This window comes from Paenibacillus allorhizoplanae, assembly GCF_927798215.1.
GTDB lineage: Bacteria > Bacillota > Bacilli > Paenibacillales > NBRC-103111 > Paenibacillus_E > Paenibacillus_E allorhizoplanae.
In genome coordinates, this window is record NZ_CAKMMW010000001.1 from 605,573 (window position 1) to 625,693 (window position 20,121).

The 20,121-nt window shown below is 44.0% G+C and carries 10 protein-coding genes and 1 pseudogene; 3 read left to right on the forward strand and 8 right to left on the reverse strand.

Annotation, left to right across the window (positions count from 1 at the left end; translation table 11 throughout):
* Positions 1 to 68: 68 nt before the first annotated feature.
* From L6I86_RS02070 to L6I86_RS02080, 3 genes are all read right to left on the reverse strand, one after another.
* Positions 69 to 1,676: a response regulator transcription factor gene (locus L6I86_RS02070; RefSeq protein ID WP_236284253.1), complete on the reverse strand. Its 1,608-nt coding sequence runs from the start codon at positions 1,674 to 1,676 to the stop codon at positions 69 to 71.
* A gap of 1 nt (position 1,677) precedes the next feature.
* Positions 1,678 to 3,489, reverse strand: a complete 1,812-nt coding sequence (locus tag L6I86_RS02075; RefSeq protein ID WP_236284254.1) for a sensor histidine kinase — start codon at positions 3,487 to 3,489, stop codon at positions 1,678 to 1,680.
* A gap of 307 nt (positions 3,490 to 3,796) precedes the next feature.
* Positions 3,797 to 9,013: a sugar-binding protein gene (locus L6I86_RS02080; protein ID WP_236284255.1), complete on the reverse strand. Its 5,217-nt coding sequence runs from the start codon at positions 9,011 to 9,013 to the stop codon at positions 3,797 to 3,799.
* Here L6I86_RS02080 and L6I86_RS02085 point away from each other — a divergent pair.
* Complete coding sequence (locus tag L6I86_RS02085) at positions 9,012 to 9,320, forward strand: hypothetical protein (RefSeq protein WP_236284256.1); 309 nt, start codon at positions 9,012 to 9,014, stop codon at positions 9,318 to 9,320. The genes L6I86_RS02080 and L6I86_RS02085 overlap by 2 nt on opposite strands.
* Before the next feature lie 758 nt (positions 9,321 to 10,078).
* Here the strand turns inward: L6I86_RS02085 and L6I86_RS02090 are convergent.
* The 4 genes from L6I86_RS02090 to L6I86_RS02105 all read right to left on the reverse strand — a co-directional run bounded on the left by L6I86_RS02090 (position 10,079) and on the right by L6I86_RS02105 (position 15,700).
* Positions 10,079 to 12,526: a glycoside hydrolase family 31 protein gene (locus L6I86_RS02090; protein ID WP_236284257.1), complete on the reverse strand. Its 2,448-nt coding sequence runs from the start codon at positions 12,524 to 12,526 to the stop codon at positions 10,079 to 10,081.
* A gap of 33 nt (positions 12,527 to 12,559) precedes the next feature.
* Positions 12,560 to 13,381, reverse strand: a complete 822-nt coding sequence (locus L6I86_RS02095) for a carbohydrate ABC transporter permease (protein WP_236284258.1) — start codon at positions 13,379 to 13,381, stop codon at positions 12,560 to 12,562.
* Entirely contained in the window at positions 13,378 to 14,253 is an 876-nt protein-coding gene (locus tag L6I86_RS02100) for a carbohydrate ABC transporter permease (protein ID WP_236284259.1), read from the reverse strand. The genes L6I86_RS02095 and L6I86_RS02100 overlap by 4 nt, the downstream gene beginning before the upstream one ends.
* 94 nt (positions 14,254 to 14,347) lie before the next feature.
* The gene (locus tag L6I86_RS02105; protein ID WP_236284260.1) at positions 14,348 to 15,700 is read right to left on the reverse strand and encodes an ABC transporter substrate-binding protein; all 1,353 of its coding nucleotides are present in this window, start codon (positions 15,698 to 15,700) and stop codon (positions 14,348 to 14,350) included.
* 198 nt (positions 15,701 to 15,898) lie between these two features.
* Here L6I86_RS02105 and L6I86_RS02110 point away from each other — a divergent pair, with 198 nt between their 5' ends.
* The gene (locus tag L6I86_RS02110) at positions 15,899 to 17,686 is read left to right on the forward strand and encodes a sensor histidine kinase (protein ID WP_236284261.1); all 1,788 of its coding nucleotides are present in this window, start codon (positions 15,899 to 15,901) and stop codon (positions 17,684 to 17,686) included.
* Between the two features lie 14 nt (positions 17,687 to 17,700).
* Positions 17,701 to 18,465, forward strand: coding sequence for a response regulator transcription factor (locus L6I86_RS02115; protein ID WP_236284262.1), 765 nt, complete (start codon positions 17,701 to 17,703; stop codon positions 18,463 to 18,465).
* Positions 18,466 to 18,578: 113 nt separating this feature from the next.
* On the opposite strand, the pseudogene L6I86_RS02120 reads toward L6I86_RS02115, so the two are convergent.
* Positions 18,579 to 20,069 (reverse strand): annotated as a pseudogene (locus L6I86_RS02120) (glycoside hydrolase family 2 protein); the annotation flags it as partial.
* Between the last annotated feature and the right edge of the window lie 52 nt (positions 20,070 to 20,121).

The following is a 20,121-nucleotide window of genomic DNA, read 5'->3' on the forward strand; positions in this document are numbered from 1 at the left end:
ATTGCAAAAAAAGGCGCAATGAGACATTCTCGATAAATGCCTCATTGTGCCATATTCTTAAAACTACGCTATTGGATATTGTTCACGTACTTACTGGGGGTAATTCCAATATACTTCTTAAAACATTTACCGAAATAATTGGCATCAGCGTACCCGACCTGACTTGCGACGTATTGTACGATCTTCTCTCCTTGATCGAAAAGTCCCTTTGCTTTCGTGATGCGTATTTCAGTCAAATAGTCGTTAATTGTAATGGAGGTTTCTTTTTTAAATACATAACAGAGATGATTGTAGTTCATATGGACACTCTTTGCGAGATCAACGATACGTAGTTCTTCATTTCCATAATGACTTTGAATATACGATTTTACCTCGTCCACGATTCTTGCCGCTCTATTTTGCTTTCTGCCATGTACATGTGCAATCACTTTAAGAATCAGGTTACGAATCCATCTCTCCAGTTCGCCAAGAGAGTTCATCTGCTGAATGAACTGAAAAATATCAGTTTGAGCCGTATCCTGAAATACATGTTCGAAGCTTTGCGACATCTCATCCAAAAATTCCAAACAAGTGGATACGATTTCAAGTGCGGCAACAAACAACATTTCAGTGGAAGCGTTCTTGGTACGAGCATCCTGGAAAAAAGTCGTGAGCCACTCTTCTGTCTCAGAGAGATTACCAATTCGCATATTCATTAACAGCCCGATTCTCCTTTCAACGGAGAATAAACTGACCTTCATACCGGATTCGGCTATCATGGAATGAAGTATAACCTGATTGCCTCCTAAAACAAACCGATGTTTCAAAGCAAATAAGGCTTCTTGGTAGGACACGGATATCGATTCAAAGGCAGGGTATCCATTGCCAACGCCAATCGTTACCGTACATCCCAAAGTCGCCTGAACCGATTTCCGAATCGCTTCACTAATCGCTTCCATTCTTTCGTAAGAAGCATTAGGAACGCCAATTATCATCACATACCGATCGTTCGTATCGTGGCAACTAGCAAACGAGTACGTGTTTTGAATAAATTCTTGGGCTATATCTTGAACAGCCAGCTTGCGAATATGCATGTCTTCTTTGGTAACAAGATCATCTTGTGAATCAATATTGACTACGATCACCATATGAAATGGAGCATCCAGATTGATGCCCAAATACTGCAATCGGTCTGTAGAAGATAAGGGGTCTATAACTCTACTGCCCTGCAGCCATTCATTCAATAATCGCTCCTTCAACATCGGCATATGCTCTTTTGCCTGTTTCTTTAAGTGTTCATAATCTAGCTTTACAGAGTGCTCCTTGTCAATCAGATTCTTAATCTCAAGTAGGGAGTTTTTAAGTTCATCTTCGTCAATCGGCTTGAGCACGTAATTAAAAACCCCAAGCTGTACAGCCATTTTGGCATATACAAACTCGCTTTGACCTGTTAACATGATAAATTTTGTTTCCTGCTCAGATTGTTTGGCTTTCTGAATAAATTCCATGCCATCCATAATAGGCATATTAATATCGACCAAGACGATATCCGGACCAATTTCAGACATCAATGCTAGAGCTTCCTCTCCATTCTTCGCTTCGCCAGCGATCTGGAAACCCAACTCTTCCCAAGGCAGTGAAATTTTCAACGCTTGTCTAAAGTAATATTCATCATCGACAATGAGCACTTTTAACATCTCATACCTCCCGCAATGGTTTGAACGGCAAACGGATGGTAACTCTGGTATATAAGCCTACTTCGCTTTCTAACTCTAATCCGTATCTGTCCCCATATAGCATTCTAATCCGATTATGGACACTTCTGACTCCGAAGCCAGTTCTTTCACTGGAGTCCGAAACTTCCTTCAACAATCCCTTTATTTGGGATTCTTCTATTCCCACGCCGTTATCGTAAATTTCAATACGCACCTCGTCACCCAATCGGCGCCCAGTAATCCTCAATAAGCCTTTTTCCATTTTCCTCTTAAGTCCATGATAGATAGCATTTTCCACAATCGGCTGCAACGTTAACTTCGAAATCGAACTCGACATAATTTCCTCGTCAATATCCATTGTATATTCCATATACTCCACATAGCGCAATTGCTGGATTTCCAAATAACTCTCAGATAGTTGCATTTCTTCTCTAAGTGTAATAATATCGTTACCTTTGCTTAACGAAATTTTATAGAAATTGGCCATATATTTCGCTGCTGTAATGGCTTCTGTTTTCATATTCAGCTTAATAAGCGATATGATCGTTTCAAGGGTATTATACAAAAAATGGGGTTGCACCTGCGTCTGCAGCAATTTGAATTCAATCTCAGCTTTCGTCTTCTGTTCCTCAACATTTTCAGCCACTAGTTCTTCGATTCGGTCCATCAAATTATTAAAAACATCGTTTAAATAACCGATTTCATCCGATGATTGGTACGAGCTTCTGACCGTCAAATGGCCAGTCCGAATATCTCTCATCGTTCTGGAAAGTTGGAAGATCGGCCTCGTGATCGATCGGGACAACAGATAGGAGACAATAAATGCGAGCAATAGACATAATGAGCCAATCCAAATAATTAATTTGTTAATTTCTTTGCGCTCCACCGTAATTTCATCAATTGGAATAACACTTACAATCGACCATTCCAATGGTTCCAATCGATGAGTAGATACCAGCACCTTCTCGCTCCCGTTTCCTTGAAAGAAGCCTGTTTCTACTTCTGTCGAATTAGGAATTGATATCGAGGTTGCCTCTTTGAAATCCCGGTACAAATTAGCTTTATTTTGGGAAGAGATGATTTTTCCATATTGATCGAGTATATAGAAATTTCCTCCCTTGTAGTTCATTTTCCTTTCATAAATAGAGGCGATAACCGTTTCTTTTACGTATAAAACAACCAATCCAACCGTTTTTCCAGTATCTTTATGGATCACAGTTTTGGAAACGGCAAATACGTTATCATCCCCTTCATAGCGGAATTTGAACTTCATTAACCCTGTCAAGACAGGCTGAAAGGAATGATCGATGGCTTCTGGGCCGGATCCGAATATACGGGAAGCAAACTCATTATCCGCAAAGCCTACATCGACCCATTGATGATTCGAAGTGAGAACACTTACCGCTTTGATATTGGTATTGGGCTCAACAATGTTGCTAATAACTTCAGAGAGCGTCTTTTTCATTGATAAATTATCTAACCCCCCCACATAATGAGAGGTAGATAAGTTATTATTTTCTAAAAAATCGTTATAGAGTTCATTTTGCAACCTGTAATCCGTTGCCAATATTTTCGAATAATCTTCGACTGTCGTGATTAATGTCTGCAGGTTATTGTCAATGAGAACAAGTTCCCTTGACGAATTTTTGACTGCTTTCTCGATAATTGCTTTTTGAGAGACGATGTTGGCGAAAAGCGCTATGATTGAAATCGAAATGATAATTATTAAAATATTTGTGCTGAAGATTTTGTTTTTAATAGAGATTCCACTGAAATATTGCTTATACCCTTTCATGTTGATGCCACCTTTCAACTAAAGCAGACAAACTTTCATGTAAGCGTTCACCATCAAACCAACTCATCTATTTCCATCATTATATAAGGAAGAAATTAACAACACAATATTCATTCTTGCGCAACTTTTGGCATGAAAAGCCCAATAAGCACATGTCATCTTTAAAGAGACATGCAGCTTATTGGGCATTAAACTAGCTTTTGGAAATTTTCTCTATTTCGTCTACACAAGAGGGGGGGAGAACAGCAGAGCTCTCTTACATTACGCAGCTTGATTCGTCAGTTCACGGAAGCCGGCCAATAATCTCTTAGTTTTTGGGTAACAAATACCAGGCATCCCTGAGCAAGTAGCCTACGGCTTGCGCAGAGATATGCTTGCCGCTTTGCGCCTGAACTTCACTCACGAAATCGGCCAGACTGTTTGCAGTGAGCTTGCTCTGCAAGCTGTTCGCAATGCCTGCGTTATCGATCCATCCGGCATTCTTAAAGCGTGAGACCATAGCTTGCAAGGATTGGATACTGGCAGTCGTCTGGAACACGATCGTCCGGCTACTCGTATTCCCAGCCAGATCGCTTGCCGTCACGATCAGCATGTGCGAACCGAGAGGCAGCGTATAGAGTGGAATCGTTGCTCCTTGCTGTACGCCTTTTGTATCCAGCGTGACCGTTGTCTTGCTGCTGTCCACTCCGGACAAGTTATCGCTGAGCGTCAGGATTGGCGTGATATCCATGGAATCGCTGTATGAGCCGTATACTAGGCCGGATACCGTAATCGTCGGAGCGGCCTGATCCAGGTTGAAGCTGATCATTCTGGCTGCTTCCACATTGCCGGCATTGTCCGTCGAACGGTAGCTCACGGTATATTTGTTATCTTGGCTAAGCGTTACCGGAGCCGTATAGGTTAACCATGTGCTGCCGTCGTCCAGGCTGTACTCCGTCTTGGCCGCACCTGAGAGATTATCGGCTGCGCTAAAGCTTACCGTTACAGCGTGTGCATACCAGCCATTGCTGCCGTCAGGAGCTTCAGGATTGACATATAAGGCTGTAACAGGCGTCGTCATGTCAATGTTCGCTGCAGCCGTATGCGGCTGTTCCACATTGCCAGCGTTGTCCACGCTCCAATAGATGAGGGAATGAGTGCCTTCGCCGACAATGTACACTGTCGTTCCTGCCTGTTGAACTCCGCCATCTATCGTGTAATACGTCTCACCGACGCCAGACCCGCTGTCAGTTGCCGTCAGATTGACCACTGCATCATGATTAACCCAATGGATCGGTGCATCATCGACCGTTGTCGGCGGGGTCGTATCAACTTCTTGACCGCTGATTGAGATCAGCGCGCTGCTGCTCAAACTGGACCCGCTGGCTTTCGCCGTTACTTTCACGACGCCATTCTTTTTGGCCGACAGCAATCCCGTCTCGCTGATGATCGCCGCATTTGTCTCCGAACCGTCTTCTGCGGTTACCGACCATACAACGGGCACTCCTGCCAACATTTGCAGCGTGCCGTCTTTCGTCGTGATGGAGGTCGCTCCAGCAGCGCCGGTAACCACCGGCGGCTTGCCCACAAGTGCAACCACACCCCATTGTGAACCGTTAGCATAGGACTGTCCGGTCACGTCGTGCCACATGATAATGTCCTGACGGCCACCAGTTGCTTTCGCATCATTGATCTGCAAATCAAATCCAATTACACGATCAACCGTAGGAACGGCAGCTTTAAAGGGAATCTTCGTTTCAATGTAATAACCGCCATCCACGACTTTGGCAAAAGACTCAAAACCCGCACTGATACTGCCTGGATTAAAGCTTTTCACATTAAGATAGTTAATACGGTATTGTCCCATACCTGTGCCGTAAGAGGTTTGTTTACTATTGGTCTCATCCACAAAGATCTCGACCGAGTCCTGCTCCCACGCGTTGCTGCTGCTGTTGTTCAGCTCAGGGGATTTTACACGCACTAGAACATACAGGTTACTATCGTCCCATAGCACTTTAGCGTAACCATCCGTCGGACCGTTCACCATTGTCAGATGCTTAAGTATCGGCAGCGTGGCGGTCTTATCCCAGAGTAGGTCGAGCACGGCCCCGCCGAGAACAGGCGTACCGTATACGGCAGTCGAAACTCCGCTGGGTACTAATTGAAGCGCTTTGATTGCGTTACGCAGCGCGTAATATGAATTGTCCACTACTGCCTGCCCGATCTCACCATTTGAGACGGCAGTTTTGGCCTCACTTAATGCGCTTGCAAAAGCGTTCCATGAATTGCTTGTATAAATGGTAGCTTCCTTGTTATTGGCGGACTCAATCAAGGCAGTCAGCAAGGTTTTGTCGACCGCTGAGACAATTGGGTTCGCGGGTCCACCACGGCCCGCTTTGACATTGTTAAAATATGTTTCTACTTTCGTAATTTCGTCAGCTGTCAGCACCCTGTCGTAAATGAGAATCTGCGAGACCCTGCCCAGGAAGCGGTAAGGAGTTGCAGCCGCCATCGTGTAACCTACGCCCAGATCCGGGCTGTTCCCTAAAAGTGCCTTAGCGTTGGTTCCAGTGCCGATGACATTGTTATTAACAAAAACAGCTCTATTGGTTCCGTTAAGCTGCGCCCGAACGCTGGCCAAACCGTCAGTGGCTGTTGTTGTAATTTGTTGCCCGCCGCCTGATACGCCGCCATCCGTGTTACCAAAGCGGATGTTAACTCTGTTTGTTCCTACACCCAGATTAATACCGCTCCAACCGCTGTTGGCCGCCCAAGTTTGGTAAGCCTCGTTCAATCCGAAATAAACAAGGCCGTTTTGGTCGCTGGAGTTGTTGGCTGTGGTTGTTGGTCTAACCAGCGCGTATATCGTCATCTGCGTACTGCCGTTATAATTTTTAAAGCCTGCAGCTTTTAGCGGCCTTGACATCGCTGCGAAATCTACATAGTCATATCCATCGTTCTTAAGTGTGGGGTTGCCGTTCGGTGTTCCAAGATTATCACCGCCGCTTCCGGGGACGTTCGCTGGGACAAGCTTCGCCGGGACGCTTCCCATATTTGTCCATCCAGTCACGTTGCCGTTGCTATCTTTTTCCACACCCTCATCAGCCTTGAGCCATAAGTCAAGACCATTTCTAGGAATATCGGCAGGCGTCATATCGCGTACCACGACACTAGCGTGCGACTGGCTGAGAACATCGCCTTCTTTCGACCGTACATAAATAATGTATGGACCGGGCAACTTTGGCGCGGTTATTTCTATCATGTTGCCGGAGGCCATTGTTTCTTTGTCGCTTTCAATAAAATTGCCGTCACTCGATGAAGAAATCCATATCTGTTTTGTGGCGTCATCCAAATCGTACGCAAACCTGACTTTCCCGCCGGGGGCTACTGACACGTCAGCCGGGAGCAGCCTATTCGCCTCCGATACTGTGGTGGTAAAGTTGAGAGTTATAGCAGGCGTCGAAGTGCTGCCTACCAAGGTCCAGCTTCCTGCGGTGCGGATTTCGTACCCATTCGCCACGGGCTTGCCGTTAAGCGTAAAGGTGTAATCCGTACTCAAAGTCAGTTTAAGCGGCCGTACCGCTGAAACTTCGTAGCTTTTCCCATTTTCTACGTTGGTTGCTGAACCGCTTGCATCGACGTATACCGTATACTTGGAGGTGGCCGTTGCTCTGCCGTCTCCATATTTGATAAATAGTTTGTATTCTCCTGCGATAGACGGAGCATTGATTGACTTTACGTCGCCGGCAGCTTTTGTCATCGTAGTACCTTCATTAAAGACAGTTGTGTTCGCGGGCGCGATCCAAACTGTGTCTTGAGCTTTTAGCAGACCCCTGCGGTTCAGCTTTTCACCTTTCCCCATGATGACGTTGGAAGCCAGCTCGAACTCGGTATCGGCAATGAGGCTCCTTGGAATCATATAAGTATATTCGTTGGTAAGGCCCGAATTCAAAACGATTTCGTTGCCCTTAAGCGGCCAAATGCGGCTTGTGCTTTTGTAATTGTCATAAGTAGTCCTGGGGGCGCCATTCTGGTTGTTATCCCCGTCTACGTAACCTTGGACCATAATCATATCGCTTTTGCGCTTCCAGTTGTTAAACTCAATAAGACGGCTCTGCCCCGCAGCATAGGAGAGCTTGGCCTGCACGACGTTGCCTATCATCTTGATGAACGTGCTGCCTTCGTCGGGATGAAACCCGTTCATCCAGTTGTTGGAGTCCGTGGGTTTGTCAGTTGGATTCGGGTTAAGGAAGTTATAGTTCATCTCGGTGAAATTCGTCCAGTTGTCAGAATTCCAGTTACTATTCTTGTTGGTGACGGGGTCGTTTGTCAAAGGGTAGACGGTGTTGATGGTGTCCCATGTCCCTCCGCCCGGCAAATTACCCGGATCGCCCTGCCGTCCCAGTGAGTAAATGGCTCCGGAGTCGTTAACTACCGTGCAAATTTGCTCTATCCGGTTAAAGTTTATTTTGTTATTCCTGGAGGTCGTAGATATTGCTGGAGACCTTGCGATGCTCGTTTCACTCGTACCATTGTAAGGGCCGCCGGTCTTGTTGGTACCTTGGGCGGTAAAGCCGAACCCATCATACTCGTCCCAACCCCAGCCGATGCTCATGGCACCGTAAGTGGTGTCATAAATGTAGTTGTGCAGTACCTGCATATTCGTTGTGTAGAAAGAAGCCAGTGCGTTGGCGCCCGGGAATCCGTAGCAGGTCCTGTACAAAAAGTTATTTGTAATATAAATATTCTCCGGCACGGCTTCCGTACCCGCCGTAAATTTTTCCTTATCAACGCCGGCCCAGTTCCTTATTGGCGTGCCAGAGACCGAAACACTGGATTCATGCGTAATCGCCACATCGTTTTCATAGATATGCTGCGGATGTCCGATTACAATGCCGGAAGCGAGCGTATCTACGATATAGTTACCCGAGATTTCGATATCCTTGGCATCGTTTTCTACATGGATGCCATTAAATCCGGTAAGCCCGATCTCGCCGTTCAGCACTTTGATGTTCCTCGCCGCGTTGATCATTACCGCTGCCGGCGGTATGTCATACCCTCGGTAGAAAGTCTCATGCCAGTTTATGCTGCTGGGGAAGTAAACTTTGTTCACGATAGAGCCCTGAACGGACGCATAGCCTCGGGAACTGGTCGTTACCGGACCGGATCCGTCGCTAAGTGTATATGTGCCCGTCAGTTCAGTCAGTTTGTAGTCGGTATGGGCAAACTTCAGCCCGTTGAAGGTTATGTTTTTGACACGTCCATCATCCGAGCCCGCAACAGGGTTCAACCGATCTCCTACAGGGATCCCTCTTATGTCGAGGACCGTCTCAAGCCTTGGAATAACCACGTCGGCGGTATTGATATCTTCGCCTTCAAGCGGGATGTAATAAAGCGTGCTTTCCGCCTGGTCAAAATAGAAATTTCCGCGTTTGTTGAAGAACTCGAAAGCGTTACGGATTACTTGATTGTTACCAGGATTGTATTGTGTGTTATTACCCAAAGACTGTGAAATGAACCCATACGGCATCTGGAACCGGAACATGATACCGCCGGGCTTGTTGCTGGCTGCCGGCGCCTGTTCGATCGACGCGAAGGTGATAAAAGGCCTCGCCCATCTGGCGGTGGAGCCGCCCGTGCTTTCGGCTTCGATGTTTTGGGGGTTTTTCGTTGCCGTCGTCAGACCTACGCTGGCATCGAATACGATACCCGCCCGGATATTGGTGCCGTTCTGCCACGCCCAAGGGTTATTGGCAGCGGTAAAGCTGGCTGTGGGGGGGCCGGTGACGGTTCTGTTGGCCGAAGCTATTTCCGAACTCTTCGTCATGGTGGCGCCCTTATCGTTTACATAGAGTGCGCGCAGCTTATCGCTCCGGTTAAGGGTCGTTTTATACGCCTTTAATCCGCCAGTCTGGGTAAGGCCAACAGCTTCTGTCCATACGCCTTTTTTCAACATTTCACCGGCACTAATTACCGGCTTTGCACCCGGCGCCGCCTCATAGCGGATCGTGCTACTTGCACTTCCGGAATCATCTTTGTCAAAAACTAGGGTTTCATCAAGCGAATAATATCCATCCGCAATTTGAACGACGATATCACCGCCGGTCTTAGGCAGAGTCCTTACTACTGTTTTTGCCTTAGCAAGCGTTTTATACGGCTTTGCTTGTGTTCCGTCCCCTGTGTTATCATTGCCATTTGTAGCAACATAGATCGTTGCACTTGGCGCACTGGCAGCCGCAACTACCGACCCTGAAAATGGTAACATGGAAAATAGCATTACCAAAGTCATAATCCATATGAATGCTCTCCTTCTCACTTTCATAAAACCTCCTTGGATTTAAAATTTATAAACTGTTCTGGATAGCACGCCAGTAGGAGTTTTGTTTGAATCACCCCCTTCCATTACGAACTTAACAGCGTTTTGTAAGCGATATCATTTCTGAGTTCATTGTAGTTTTTCACAACTCTTTCGTACAGAGACAATCATACGGCCGGAAGGAAATTTGTAGGAACATTGATTAGATATAGTAATAGAATGTCCAGGTAAGACAAGGAAAAGCTCAAGTACCATCGAGTAACGTACTCAAGCTATGTCTTTGGCTATCTCCGCTTACAAGTCTTTGACCATGATTTCTATGTAGTTTCCTGTGTAGTAAATTTGCGTTTTCTTCTCTGCCTCTTTGAGCGATCCATCACCATCCCTAACACCCAAGAATGTTAGGTTAAATGATTGATTTTGCCTCATCCCTGGATAAGAGCCTTCCCGCTCTTTGATAATGAAAGTTCGGTTCTCCTCATCCCACACCATAGGAATTAGTGCATAAGCACCCTTTTCATAGTTATAATTATCTCCTTCGTCTTCATAGTAATCGAATGTGCCGTACTGCCCCGTGTAGACACGAATGTGTCTATTATCATCCGTACGTTGTTCAGCAAACTGAATACTCCCGCCCATAGGCACGATCGATCCAGCCTTCACATAAAGCGGTATACGGTCAAGTGGAGCCTCAGCTTCTATCATTCGCCCACCCTCAAAAATACGATTCGTCCAGAAATCGTACCACGCCGTTCCTACTGGCAAATAAACATCTCTCGTTTTCTTCACACCTTCTAGCACGTCAGAATTACTATTGTAGTACATGGGCTCAATGACTGGATTTACTAAAAAAGCAGGACCAAACATAAACTGATCCCCAATGTTATAGGTGTTCGGATCATGCCTGAAGTCAAATGATAACGCTCGCATGAACGTATAATCATAGTGATGAACGTGGGCAGACAAGGAATAGATGTATGGCATTAATTCGTATCGTAGACGGAGGAATTTAACAATGGCATCATATATAGGCTCACCGGGCTCACCAAATCTCCATACCTCCCTGGGGGTATCCGTTCCATGTGAACGAAACATAGGAAGAAACGAACCGTACTGAAACCAGCGAGCATATAATTCCCGGTACCCCATATCCTGAATGCCTGTGTCGTAATCGCCATTCCAAAACCATAGATCAGGTTTGTTTTGGACAAAGAAAGCTCCGATATCCACCGTCCAATATGGCGATCCTGTTGCGCAAAAATTCAATCCAGCTGGGATTTGCTTCCGCAGCGTTTCCCAATTTGCTGCAATGTCCCCCGACCATGTTACCGTTCCATAACGATGCTGCCCTGCATAAGCTGAACGTGTCAGGTTCACGACGCGTTTGCTCTCCGTAGTTTGGCGTTGCCCTTCATAAATGCCTTTGGAATGTAGCAAGGAATAAGCGTTAATGAACTCCGGATCAAGATAAAGCTTCGCTTCTTCTGTGTTAATTTGCATCCGTTGTTCGGGTTCAAGCTTGATAGATCCATGCCAATCTGCTTCGAAAGGCTCTGTGCAATCACACCACCAAGCATCAATGCCATGTACAAAAAGACCCTCGTTTGCCTGCTTCCAGTACAATTGTCTGCCTTTTTCCTGGAAAGCGTCATACGTTGCCTGATTGCCCAGCAAGCAATTATTTTCATTCATTTCCTTATTGTTATCACTCTGTGGATTCATAATGGGCCAGATAGAAACCATCAATCGTGCATTCATCCTGTGAAGCTCTTCCACCATAGCTTTCGGATCTGGAAAACGCTCAGGATCGAGCGTTTTCTGACCCCAGAGTTCTCCAGTCCAGGACTTCCAATCCAGTACAATGCAATCAAGCGGCAGTCCTCGTTCACGGTACTCGCGAACAACGGCTATCAATTCTTCTTGCGACGTATAACGTTCTTTGGATTGGACATAACCGAACGTCCACTTGGGCAGCATCGGCGCTTTTCCAGTTAATTCACGGATCCCATGCACAATACTGTCCATCTCCGGACCATGAATGAAATAGTAATCCATTTCATCGTCTACTTCTGTCCATATATAGGAACCAAAAGCATCATCGCGAAACGTCATCATGGAATAGCTATCCACTACAATGCCATATCCACGCGTAGATACAAGGGCGGGAACAACTGCCTTCATATTTTGTTGATATAAGTATTGATGCGTTCCTCTCAAATTCATTACGCCTTCTTCGTGCGAACCCAAGCCGTATAAAGCCTCATCTTCCATCCATTCAAACTCAAGCTTAGTATGAAATGCTTTTCGATCTATCACTTTTCTCACGTTGTCGGCTCGGACACGCAGGCCATCGGCTCCTTGTCCAGCTTCGATATTGGCGGATTCATCAAACACGGATTTCGTAACTTCCATGGGGACAAGCGTTTTGCCTCTACGATCTGGCTCTTTGGTTAATACAGCTCCTGACGCATCCAGATAAGTAAAAGCCCCCGTCTTCTTTAAGATACGGATTGCCAGTTCTGTCGTTGAAAATAATAAATGGCTATCCCGATCCTCTACGGTGAAGGGAATCTTCGAATCAGGCAAGCCTGTTATCATTAGACTTTCTTGCGTACTAAATTCAGCTTCCAATGTATATCGAATCCTAATGATCTTGTTGGAATAAGGCACGAGCATGATTCTCCCGCTTGTCGTTTCTAAAAGCAGACGATCTGCCTGCACCATATGTCGAATGATTTGCATCATAATTCTCCTTGTCACAGAAATGTGTATTCCTTATCCTTTTACCGAGCCAGATGTCATACCTGAAATAATGTAACGCTGACCTAACAAATACAAAATAATAGCGGGCAGACAGGTCAGTACAATATCAGCACTAACTAGATTCCAGTCCATTTGATATTGACCGAAGAAATTATAGACGGATAACGTCATAGGCCACTGTTTGGCATTGTTTAAAAAATAAAGAGGAAGCAAGAATTCATTCCATGAATTAATAAAAGCCAGAATAAATGTTGTCACTATAGCAGGCATTAATAATGGAAATATGATGGAGAAGAATAGCTTTAGTGGGCCGCAACCATCAATAATACCGGATTCGTCGAGTTCTTTGGGGACGGTTCCCACAAATCCATATAAAATAAATACACTGAATGGAATTTGCACGACTGCGTACAGAATAATGATTCCGATTTGCGTATTCATCAAATGAGTTATTTGCATAATCTTGGTTAATGTAAAATAATTGATGGGTATGGCAATGCCTAAAATTAAGAAATAGTAAAAAAAACGATTCCATCTAGAACGGTTTCTAGCGTAAATATAGGCTGCCATTGCAGCTAATAAAACGCATAAAATCGTAGAAACTCCGGTATAAAACAAGCTATTCAAGAGAGAACGAAGTAATTTCCCTTTTTCAATAACGACCAGGAAGTTTTCAAAATGTAGTTGTTTAGGTAAATCAAAACCCATCGAGCTAGCCTGCGTTTTATCCTTTAACGAATTAATCATAATTAACAGGAGTGGAGCTAGCGTGATCATGCTCACGATCCAGGCAGCTATATTTTTTAAACCATTCTTCACCATGCTCAGCTTCATTTGCCCACCTCATCTTCTTTGCTCATCCATTTGACTGCAAAAAAGCCAATCACGATCATAACAAGAAACATGACTGTAGACAAAGCAGTACCTACACCATAACGACCGAGGGAAAATTCCTTAAATACGCCAGTATACAGTACTTCTGTTTCGTATCCCGGTCCACCATTCGTAAGCGCGTACACAATATCAAATACTTTGAATCCATATATGAAATTAAGAACCGTCGTAACCGTAAGCGCTGGCATCAAGAGTGGAATAATAATATGCTTGAATTTATTCCAAAAATTGCTTCCATCCATTTCCGCAGCCTCATAGTACATATCCGGAATGGCTTGAAGGCCTGCCAGCAGAATGACCATGATATAACCGACTCCTTTCCAGGTATCGACAGCAATAATGGATTTAAATGCCAAATGGATATCCGTCAGCCAACTTTTAGCCAAAGTACCCAAACCGATGGATCTTAAAAACTCATTCAGTAATCCAACTTCAGGATGCAGTACGGATTTAAAAATTAATCCTACAATTAAAGTAGGAACGATAACTGGCATAAAGATAACAACACGATGAAAGTTTTTACCTTTAATGCCATGATTTAATATCAGAGCAAGGAAGAGCCCGATTCCCGTTTTCAGTATGGCCGTTGTTAACGTGAACGTAACTGTATGATTCAAATAGGATACGTATTTCTCATTCCCTGAGAAGATCGTTCGAAAATTATCAAGTCCAATGAATTCAATTCCTTCGCTATAACTGTTCCAATCTGTAAAAGAAAAGTAAATCCCCATAAAACCTGGGATTACAAAAAACAGCAGATACAGCACCAATGCGCCAATTGAAAAATAAAAGGGATATATGCTTTTGTTCATTGTAGGACTCTCCGCTCCATATTATCTTCAGTAACAACCCAGCAAGAGGTATTATCTTATCCACTGGGCTGTTCTGATTTATACTTTCGTTAAATTATTGTGCCCAAGCAGGGTCTTTGGCTGCTTTTGCGGCATCACTTCTTCTTTTGTCGATGCTTTTCAAAATATCCTTAGGCTGCATTTTCCCTGAAAACATCGCTGAAATGTCTTTCCCTATATCCATCCATTGCGGATTTAGGTAACTAATGGATGTTTGAAACACGGTGCCTTGTTTTTTGCCATACGTATCGAAGAATGCCTTTTGATCAGGTGTGTAACGGTTCTTAATATCTTTGAAATTCAAAGCTAAGAACTTCGGTTCGTTATCCAAAAAGAATTGCAAGTTTTCTGGCTTTGTCAGATACTGAAAATATTTCTTTGCCAAATCAATATGTTTGGATCCTGAATAAATAAATTTACTTGGCGCAGCAGGATTCACATTTAATATCTGGTTGTCAGCAAGCGGCATCAAGAAATAGCCAAATGTATCCGCTTTAACCTCTGGGAACGCTTTTTCGATTTGCGCCGGCAGTCCAAGATTATACACCGTCATCGCATATTTGCCGCTTGCCATGTTCTTTTCTGTATCAGCGTACGTATTTGAAAAGTAGTTATCTCCCATGTAACCCGACTTCGCAAGTTCATTGAGTTGCGTAAGTGCCTGCTCCATAATCGGTACGTTCGCGAATTGCTCCTTATTACTATTTAGCTTATCCGTTAATCCAGGATTTGCTTCTTCGAATTTAGGCCCAAGCTCAGGAAACCAAAGCACATGATGCCAGCCATCAGACACGGGTTCATATATAGGCGTCGTGCCTGCAGACTTGATCTTCTCTGATACCGCTTTAAAATCAGCATAAGTCGTCGGTACTTTTAGGTTTAGCTTTTCATATATTTTTTTGTTATATACGATAACCCAATCATAACTTGGATCCCAAATGGTTAGTGCATACACCTTTTTATTATAGGATCCTTGTTCTACAAACAGAGGGTCTTCTCGTTTTACCCATTCTTCCCCACTTAAATCAACCGCATTTTTTTCGACACCGTACAAATTGTTCAAATCAAGCTGTCCGTCCTGTCCACCGAAAATATCCGGGGCTTCCTTCGCATTGAGTTTCGTCTTCAAAATATTCTGGTACTGATCTGATGGAACGATTTGGTAATCAATATGAATGCCTGTCTCCGCCTCAAACTTTTTTGCGAGCTGCATTTCGGAATCTTTTATCCAGTCTTGACTGGCCATGTATGTCAGTGTAACTTTTTCTTTTGGCATTTCTGTTGATTTCGCACTATTGGTAGCACCACTTGAAGCTGCTGGTGTTACGGTCTCCGTTTTACTTCCACATCCTGCTAACATAGACGCCATAATCCCAATTGACACAATCACCGTAAATGTTTTTTTCAATGGTCTCGTTTCCCCTTTTCACTTGTCGTTGATAATGTTTACGCTTTCATTATATATGCAATTCATTTCTACCTTCCATGGATTTACAATGCTTTATAACTGGACATTCTTTACCTCCATCAAATTTCTTTTGACAATTCCCAATAAACACCGCAAACTAAACATAAAAAATCTTATTCATGTATTCAGTAGGAGACTATGGTCATTCAAAAACGTACCATTCGATTCGTTCTTTTTCAGACCTATTCCTTAATCATCATAGTTGTATTATCGTTAGTGGTTGTACCTTTCTATATCTGGTCATCCGATTTACTAAAGAAAAAGGCTGTTGAATCTCTTGATAATCTCTCACAATCCATGCAGGACAAATTAGACTTAGAAATTAGAAGAATTGACTCTGTATCCTTAAATATTTTGTATTCCAATCTAGTGAAAGACAGATTTCTCAAATTTACTGGGGGATCTGGCGACACGATCAATAACAATAAAGATTTAGCAGACATTTTAGTTGCTGCAAATGGACCTGCTCTCCCGGTTAATCAAATTAATCTATTTGATTTAGGAGGAAACATGTTTGGATCCGGCATCGACAACCGGAGAACGAAAGTAAACTTGCCTAATAAACTTTGGTATGAAGATGTGCTCGCAAATACCAAAGGCAAATACATCACAATTCCGGAGAAGGATGATGAGCTTTCCCTATTCCTATCCTCCAAGAATGCGTATTCCATCTCACTGGTTCGATTGTTTTTTGACGCTAATAATACCCCGGAAGGTATCGTCGAAGTCAAGCAAGATGCAGACAAATTATTTACCAACATTACTGATTACATAAAGCACAACTACGGGCAAAAGGTTATTGTATATACGGATATTGGGGACATTATTTATCCCATTGACCCCAAAGCTAAGGAACAAATTTCTTACTTTACCCTTCTGCAAACCAATTCCCATTCAGCTATGAGTAACATCCGTAACCCTATTACAAATGAGAAAGAAATTTATAGTATCGCTCATTCCGAGTACACAGGTTGGAACATTGCGCTACTTGTCTCCGAACAGCAATTATTAGGCCCTTTAAATGATTTTACCAAGAAAATCGCCATGGTTAGTTTCGCCATTCTACTACTTGCTATTTCGCTTTCTTACCTTGCAGCTAAACGAATCACAAAGCCCATAGCAAGAATGCATGCCACTATGAAATCCACAAATTTAGTAGGTATCACCTCTCATACACATTTGGAACTAAACAGCGGTTTAAACGAGCTTGATCGCTTGCAGTTCGCTTTTAACAAGATGAGCGAACGACTGAAAGAATCCATGGACCAATTGTTAATGTCCCAGTTACAGGAACTTCAAGCTAAAATGTTAGCGCTTCAATCGCAGATGAATCCTCATTTTTTATACAATACGTTAACTACGATTTCCATCATGGCCGAAGAAAATATGAACGATCAAATTGTAATCATGATTGAGAATTTATCCATGATGTTAAGATACATATCCGCTGATAATTCATCTCTTGTCCCTTTAGAAACTGAACTAGCCTATACCGAAAAGTATCTGGAATGCATTAAAATCAGACATAAACAAAACGTTCTGTATACATTTGAAATGGCAGATAATATGAAAACTATTCCAGTTCCAAGATTAATTATTCAACCACTTGTTGAGAATTCGCTGAAGTACTCATCCAAACTATTGCCTCCATGGACAATTAAGGTGAGGGGGTATCAGGAGAACGACCACTGGTTTGTAGAAGTTACCGATAACGGACCTGGATTTGATCAGAGTGCCATCGGTGAATTTACGAATAAGATTCAGGAAATTGAACAAACCGGTATTATTCCTGGCCTGCAGCTTGATGGTATGGGTCTACTGAATATTTATCTCAGGTTGAAAATTTCTTACAGTACTGATTTGTGTATGCAAATCAGTAACCTACCAGATGGCGGGGCAAAGGTTATCGTTGGAGGAAAATGTTGAAGGGGTGAGTCGAAGTGGAGCATACAACACAGATTCGCGTTGTAGTCGTTGAGGATGAAGAACTGATTTTGAATAATATCGTTAAGAAAATTCAATCTCTAGATACTTCCTTTGTCATCATTGGTACTGCTCAAGACGGTTTGTCCGCGCTGAAGGTGCTTGAAAATAATACTGTCGATGTTTTATTTACGGATATTCAAATGCCTGCCATTGATGGATTAGATCTCTTAAAGCAAGTGTCACTTCATTTTCCCCATATCGAAAAGGTAATCATCAGTGGTTACAACAATTTTGATTATGCGCGTCAAGCCATTAAATTCAATGTGAATGAGTACTTATTAAAGCCGATCATCACCAGCGAATTAGAACAAGTCCTAATCAAGATTAAGATGTCAATTGAAAACAAAAGGCAGTTACCTAAGTCACTGCCTTCTTCCGAGAAAACGATGCATGCACCTGAAGAAATTGTGCAGATGGTTCAACTATATTTAAAAGAAAACTTTTATGAAGAAATTACACTGGAATCGATCTCCAGGCACTTTAATTTTCATCCTTCTTATCTTAGTAAAATTTTCATCAAACATTCGGGGGGACCACCTTCCAAATACTTGACAACAGTACGCATCAATCACGCCAAATATTTGCTTACAAAGGAAAAGAATCTCTCTATTAGAGAAATCTCTCAGCGTGTAGGCTATCCGGATCCGTATTACTTCAGTAGAATTTTCAAACAAGTTGCAGAAAGAACCCCAACGGAGTATCGGAATTTGTTTGAGTGAATGAATCGTCAACTAAGCTATTGGAATCCCTTGCCCTATTGGGCAAATAACAAGGGAACACCTGCCAGACTAGGCAACATGTTCCCTTCTTAAGCTAAGATCATGCCTTGCACTCAGCTATCCGCATTTCGCCTAGAGAAATAGTCTTTTACCACCGAGTAGGCTAGTTTGGGACGTCGATAACGATCTACGACGCCTTTACTGTTCTGCGTGCCTGCGCGAGTCAGAAGCCAGCCGTCGGCTTCAGTAACACGACAGTCGCAGAACTGCCAAATCAGCATACCCGAGAGGAAAGGCAAAGGTAGATAAGCCTCCAGATTCGCTTGTATGATGTCGGCCTGCCTTTCCTCCGTCCCTTTCACGCGGCTTGGATCCCGATACCCATAGAAGCCGTCCGCGCCGAATTCGCTCATAATCATTGGCTTATCCTTACCGCCGGCATCATCTGCCCACTTGCGAGCCTGAAGACACAATTCGTAGGGATCCTCCTCCCCATACCAAAGGGGGTATAGATTAACAGAGACAATATCAGCCAAATCAAAGCACAGTTCCCGCTCCCGATGATGCGATGCGAAGCTGAGCGGTCTTGAGGTATCCATCGAACGAATTTGATCGAACTGTTTGCGATACATCTCCCGCCCTTCCATGGTATCGCTTGCACATTCGTTAAGAATAGCCCAGATAATGATGCTCGGGTGGTTGATGTGGGCTTCCACCATCTCACGGTTACAATCCTCACACTGGCGCTCAAAGAGCGGGTGCTGCATATCCTTTAAACTGAACCCTCTGGCATGATTCTCCTCCCAGACGAAGATCCCCCGCTCATCACATAGATCCAGAAAACGCTCATCGTTCGGATAATGACTTGTTCGTACAGCATTTGCCCCCATATCGAGCATTAATTCCATATCATGAACCATGAGCGGGTAAGGAATCGCCGCTCCGCATAAAGGGTGATCCTCATGCCGGTTAAAACCTTTGAGCACGACAGGCTCACCATTTACCTTGAGCTGCCCGCCTTCCGTCGAAACGGTTCGAAAGCCTACGCGTTCAATGAGGTCGTCAAGCACTCTGTTTCCATCATCGTTAAATAGCTGAGCTTCCAGAGGATACAACTGCGGCTCGGATGCCGACCACGCAGCAGCTTGCGGAAAAGGAACCGTCACCGAAACCTTCCTTGTTGCATCCGGAGGGACAATAACGCCTTCGGCAAACGGTACATCCCATTCGCCGAGCTTGCCGTGAAGACGAGCGTTCCTCCGTTCTTCACTGGTATTCCTAAGCACAACGTCGATCCTGCCGCTCCAGCCCACCTCTGTATATAGGGGCGTAAATGCCATTCGCTCGATAAACAGGTCTGCGATTTCTTCCACGGCTGCCGGACGAATGATGCCCCCATAGCTGTAATAATCGTTCGGAATGTGCAGGGCAGATTCTTCATGAAAGGAATTATCCACCAGCACCGCGATTTCATGTTCGCCTGCTTCAACTTCCGGCAGAACAAACGTGAATGGGGTATAGGCATTGTAGTGGCGGCCCAGCAAACAACCATCCCAATACACATCTGCCGTATGGCTGACGCCTTTAAAAACCAACCGGATGGCCTTTGCAAGCTCTTGGCGATACCTATGTTATTGATCCAGATATAATCTCGAT

Coding starts and splice junctions, on each gene's coding strand:
- L6I86_RS02070 (WP_236284253.1), bottom strand. CDS start 1,676: ATGTTAAAAGTGCTCATTGTCGATGATGAATATTACTTTAGACAAGCG.
- L6I86_RS02075 (WP_236284254.1), bottom strand. CDS start 3,489: ATGAAAGGGTATAAGCAATATTTCAGTGGAATCTCTATTAAAAACAAA.
- L6I86_RS02085 (WP_236284256.1), top strand. CDS start 9,012: ATGATACCGCCGGGCTTGTTGCTGGCTGCCGGCGCCTGTTCGATCGAC.
- L6I86_RS02080 (WP_236284255.1), bottom strand. CDS start 9,013: ATGTTCCGGTTCCAGATGCCGTATGGGTTCATTTCACAGTCTTTGGGT.
- L6I86_RS02090 (WP_236284257.1), bottom strand. CDS start 12,526: ATGCAAATCATTCGACATATGGTGCAGGCAGATCGTCTGCTTTTAGAA.
- L6I86_RS02095 (WP_236284258.1), bottom strand. CDS start 13,381: ATGAAGCTGAGCATGGTGAAGAATGGTTTAAAAAATATAGCTGCCTGG.
- L6I86_RS02100 (WP_236284259.1), bottom strand. CDS start 14,253: ATGAACAAAAGCATATATCCCTTTTATTTTTCAATTGGCGCATTGGTG.
- L6I86_RS02110 (WP_236284261.1), top strand. CDS start 15,899: ATGGTCATTCAAAAACGTACCATTCGATTCGTTCTTTTTCAGACCTAT.